We start from the raw sequence: 5,029 nt of genomic DNA on the forward strand, positions 1-5,029 counted from the left end.
ACGAAACGATGGTCCATCACTCCCACACCGACGCCGCACCTATCCCTGACCAGCGAAAACGCAGTCGTCAGACTCGGAAAGACAACAGCCTCTAACGGATCGGGAGTCAGGACTTGCCCTTGCGGCCGGCGAGTACGGCAAAGACTGCCAGGAGCACTCCACATGCCACGGCGATCGCCCCGAGCACCATCGGAACGGCGTCACCGGTCGCGACTCCCGCGATACATCCGCTCAAACCTCCCACCATCAGAATGATGGAAAAGATCCGCACAGCGCGTACAGCGTCCGTCATCGGGGCGTCGCTCGCTGTCATTCTTACGTCACTCCCCTGTAGATGGTCTGGTTGGCGTCTGATTGAACGTCATCCGTAGGTGATGATGTCGGCTCCGTAGTAGCCCGCGACGCCTCCCAACGCACAACTGCCGACCACGGCGGCACCGGCGCCGACCGCGCTGCCAACTCCGGCACCGACCACTCCTCCGACCGCAGCGGCGTACTGGATGGTTCCGGTTGATGCGGCTGCACCGATGCCCGACACGCAACCCGACACGACGCCGAAGATTTTACTACCGGTGTCCAGAATGTCTGAGAAGCTGAACAAGCCGGTGGGGTCGGTCCGGTTGACCGGGTCGCCGGCGGCGTAGAGGTAGGGGTTGGTTTCCTGGCCGGAGGGGTCGGGCTGGGTGAAGCGGCCGAGGGTGGGGTCGTAGTAGCGGTGGCCCATCTTGTACAGGCCGGTCGGGTCGGCGTAGGCGCCGGCGTAGCGGTACGGCTGGGGGGCGGCCTCGGTGGTGGTGCCTCGGGGCGTGCCCGTCGGACCGTAGGCATAGGTGTGCGTCCGCTTGCCGGTGTCGTCGACGAGGCCGAGGACGTTGCCGGTGGCGTCGGTGAGGTAGTAGTAGGACTTCCCCCCAGTCGTCATGGAGTTCAGCGTGCCCGAAGGCTCGCGGATGAATCCCGTGTCGACACCGTTCGTGGTCGTGGACGCGAGACCCAGTGCGGTGTGGTGGAACCACGTCGAACCGAGCTTGGTGCGTTCGGCGTTGGTGGTGCCGGCGTGGACCAGGTCGTAGTTCGTGCCGCCAGTGGTGATGCCGGCGAGCTGGCTGTAGTCGGTCCAGGACTCGTTCGTGCGAGCGGTGCCGCTGGCTGCGCCGGTTTCGTTGCCGAGCTTGTCGTAGGACCAGCCCGTGGTGGAGCCGTTCTTACCGGTCAGCTCGCTGGCGTCGTTGTAGGTGTACGTGGTGCCGCCCGGGCAGGCGTTTTTGCTGCCGTCCTGGCTGGTGAGGTTGCCGGCCTTGTCCCAGCAGTACAGCCAGGACGCCTTCCGCGCCCCCGCCGAGTCTGCCTCCAGGGCGTAGGAGAGGCGGTCCTGGGAGTCGTAGGTGTAGCTGGTCTTGAGGTTCGTGAGGTGGTCGGTGCGGGTGCGGATCTTGGTGGTGTCCTTACCCGCGCTGGCGTAGTCGTAGGAGAGGTCGACGAAGGTCTGCGTGCCCGAGGTGGTCTTGATGCGCTCGGGGCGGCCGTTGTCGTCGATGGTGACGGCCTGGGTGGTGCCGCCGGGGTAGACGGTCTTGGTGCGCTTGTCGTTGTTGTTGTAGTCGAAGTCGGTCTTCGCGCCGTCCGGGGCGACCAGGTAGTCCAGGCGGCCGGCCTTGTCCCAGGTGTAGTCCGTCGTCCCGGTCGGGTCGGTGTAGAAGTCGACGTCACCGCCCGGGGTGTACGCCAGCGCGGTCTGCGCGCCGTTCTGCAGGGTGCGCACGCTCTCGCGGTTGAGCTCGTCGTACTCCCACTTGGTGAAACCAGAGGCATCGGAGCGGGTCGTGACGTTGCCGTCACCGTCGTAGGTGTAGGTGACGGTGAAGTTGGTGGAGGAGACCTCGCGCACCCGGTCGCGGGAGTCGTAGCCGTAGACGGTGGTGATACCGCGGCCGTCCTTGACCGTCTCCACCCGGCCCAGCGCGTCGTAGGTGTAGGTCGTCTCCCCCAGCGGCGCCGGCGGCTTCACCCTGATCAGGTTGCCCTGGTCGTCGTAGGTGAAGGAGGTGACTTTGCCGTTGCCGTCCTTGGCCGTGCAGCGCTGGCCTTCGAAACCGCCGCACTTCGGGTCGGCGTCGTTGTACGTGTACTCGCGGGTCGCCCCCGCGGTACCCGACGTGGTCACCGACAAAGTGTTGCCGTTGGTGTCGTACTTGAAGCTGTCCTTGCGGCCGTTGGCGCCGGTCAGATCGCTGGGCAGGTCCGTGCCCGCGATGGTCTGGTACTGGGAAACCTGGGTGGTGGCGCCCATCGGCAGCTTCTGGGAAACGGGGTTGTTGCGGGAGTCCCAGCCGTAGGTGGTGGTGTTGCCGCCGGTGCCGTCCGTGCCGGTGCCCATCGCGTCGACAGCGGTCTAGGTCAGGTGATTCTTGTACGTGGAGTGGCGGGAGTGACCGAGCGGGTCGGTGACCTTGGTGACCTCACCGTCCGCGTTGTGGACGTACTTGGTGGCGTCGCCGTCCGGGTCGGTGACCGTCGTCGTGCCCGCATCTGACGGGGTGGCCGCGCTGTAGTCGTAGCGCCAGGTCGGGCCCGTGTGCCCGCCGCCGGACGTGCCGGTGGCGCGTTGCATGGAGGTGACGCGGTTGTGGCTGTCGTAGGTGAAGAGGGTGACGGTGCCTTCGGGGGTGGTCACCTTCGTGACCCGGTGGGAGGAGTCGTAGGCGTAGGTGGTGGCTTTGCCGGCGGTGTCGGTGACCTTGGTGAGGTTGCCGGCTGCGTCGAGGTCGAGGACGGCGGTGCGGCCGGTGTGGTCCTTGGCCTGCCACTGGTTCGGGTAGGTCTTCACCAGGTCGATCCAGCGGCCCGAGCGAGTCTCGGTGAGCTTGAAGCCCTTGTGCTCGCTGCCTTCGTCGTGCTGGTCGACCGTGATCGTGCCGTCGTTCTTGTCCGTCACCTTCAGCAGGGTGCCGTGCTCGTTGTAGGTGTCCTTGGTGCCGGACTTGCGGTCGGTCAGGGTGTACGTGCCGTCCGCGTTCTTCGCCAGGTCCTTCGAATAACCCGCTGGCGTCGTGTACGTGCCGTCCGCATTCACAGTGAAGGGCAGCAGGTTGCCGGTGGCGTCGAAGACGTCGACCTCGCCGTCGTTGACCTGGAGGTAGCGCTCGTATCCCTGCCACCAGCGCTGGGACACCTTCCCCCACGGCGCTTCGAGGGAGTTGTAGGTGCGGGTGAGCTGGAGCTTCTGTCCGACGCCGGCAATGTCGAAGTCGGTCGCGGCGAGCATCAGGTTGCCGTTGGAGACGTTCACCCGCGCCACGAGCGCGTCGTTGAGGCGGGTGTCGAGGATCTGGTGCCAGGGCACCTCGCCCTGGCCCTCGGGCAGGTAGTCGTCCGTCACTTCGGCAGCGGCCGACCGAGACGCGGAGCTCTTGGCCTTCCCGCCCGTGGCGCGGGCTTTCTGGGCTGAGCGCCAGGCGGTCACCTCGGCCGACGGCTCGGCCTCCGCCTGCGAGCCGGGGGCCTTGGTCTTGCCGGCCGGTGTTGCCGGGGCCTCGACCTTAGTCGGTTTCGTCCACGGACTCTCCGGCTCCGGCAGCTTCGGCGTCGCCGCCAGGCCGGGAGCCGCAGCGATCACCACCGCCGCGGTGGTGATCGCGGAGACGAGAGCGGTTCTGTGTGTTCTCCGGGCACGCCACATGGGCGTGCGCGCAGCACGCGAGTGCATCGGCTTCCCCCCACAGGAAGTCAGATCCGGCGACCCCAGCGGTCACCAGCGGCACACAAGCTGTCACAAGAAGCACACAAACTGGCGCGGCGCCCCCTCGAACGTCCTATGCACACGGGCCGGAATACGCCCCACCGCTTAACCGGTCAAAATGCACTTCTATCGTCGCAATAGGGTCGTCGAGCAGGCCTGGTGGATGAAATTTTCACCGATTTTGGCGAGAGATTTGACTGAATACGCTCGAACAGGGCCTGTATCTTAGGGTCCAAGGCCAGCGACCGGCCGTTTTCAGTCAGGTTCAGACCAGCAGGTCGGCCATGAGGCGGTAGTCACCAAGTCGTTCATGCTGGTCATGCCAAGGACGCACTGGCCACAGAAGTTGCCTCAGAGGCGGTGGCGTACACGGGCAGCTCCTGAATGCAGGCCTTCACGGAATGCACACTTGCCCCGTCCTGCATGCGTGGTCATCCTGCTGGACCAGGTCGCCGAGCACGCCGGCGGAACCGTCCGCAAGGCACTGGTTGACCAGGGCTTCAAGAATCAGGTGGTCCTGCACGGCGCCAACCTGGGGATCGACGTCGAGATCGTCGAACGCAACCCGCAGGACAAGGGGTTCGTGCCGCAGCCGAAGCGGTGGAGGGTCGAGCAGACATACGAGATCTTGATACTGCACCGGCGCCTGGTCCGCGACTACGAGCACCGCCCATCGTCGTCCGCCTCCCGCGTCTACTGGGCGATGTCCCACGTCATGATCAGCCGCCTCACCGGCGTGAACACCCCCACCTGGCGCGAAGAGCAGGCGGTGACCGCGTGAACATCCAGCCCCTGCTCGACGCGCTCGGCATCCAGGAGGACGCCGCCCGGTCCCTAGCCGACGACCTCCGCACTCAGATCGACGAACTGCGGGATCGGCTGCGGGAAGCCGAGACCCACCTCGAACACCTCGCGATCACCCGGAAGACCGTCACCACCCTCACCGACCGGATACCCGTCCAGGCCGGCTCACCCGACCTGTCCGAACACCCGGACTACCCCCGCATCCTCACCGTCTTCAACGAGGCCACCGGCCCCCTCCGGGCCCGCGACGTCTGCCAGGCCCTCGACCACGAACTGCTGCCGAAAAATATCGAGGGCACCCGCGCCAAGCTGAAACGCCTGGTCAAGCTCGACATCCTCACCGAGGTCGACGCTGGCAGCTTTACCAGGAAGCAGTAGCGGCCGAGCATCGTGAGCTGCCCCGACTTTCGTAGAGTCCGGTGATCTTGCTTCAGGCGGACTGCGGGGTGGCTTCCTGTTGCCGCCACCAGTCGCGTTCGTACTCGG

Annotated in this window: 1 protein-coding gene and 2 pseudogenes; 2 read left to right on the forward strand and 1 reads right to left on the reverse strand. The window is 66.0% G+C overall.

The window, feature by feature from the left end; genetic code table 11:
- Nucleotides 1-361: 361 nt before the first annotated feature.
- A pseudogene (locus ACFXAE_RS36040) lies at nucleotides 362-3,679 on the reverse strand (RHS repeat-associated core domain-containing protein).
- Between the two features lie 481 nt (nucleotides 3,680-4,160).
- Between ACFXAE_RS36040 and ACFXAE_RS36045 the strand changes: the two are divergent.
- Nucleotides 4,161-4,520 (forward strand): annotated as a pseudogene (locus ACFXAE_RS36045) (IS5/IS1182 family transposase); the annotation flags it as partial.
- Nucleotides 4,517-4,921 (forward strand): hypothetical protein, encoded by a 405-nt coding sequence (locus ACFXAE_RS36050; RefSeq protein WP_384723911.1) that lies wholly within the window; start codon nucleotides 4,517-4,519, stop codon nucleotides 4,919-4,921. The pseudogene ACFXAE_RS36045 and the gene ACFXAE_RS36050, both read left to right, overlap by 4 nt.
- The last annotated feature ends 108 nt before the right edge of the window (nucleotides 4,922-5,029 follow it).

Origin of the sequence: Streptomyces sp. NPDC059454, assembly GCF_042749965.1 — a bacterium.
GTDB lineage: Bacteria > Actinomycetota > Actinomycetes > Streptomycetales > Streptomycetaceae > Streptomyces.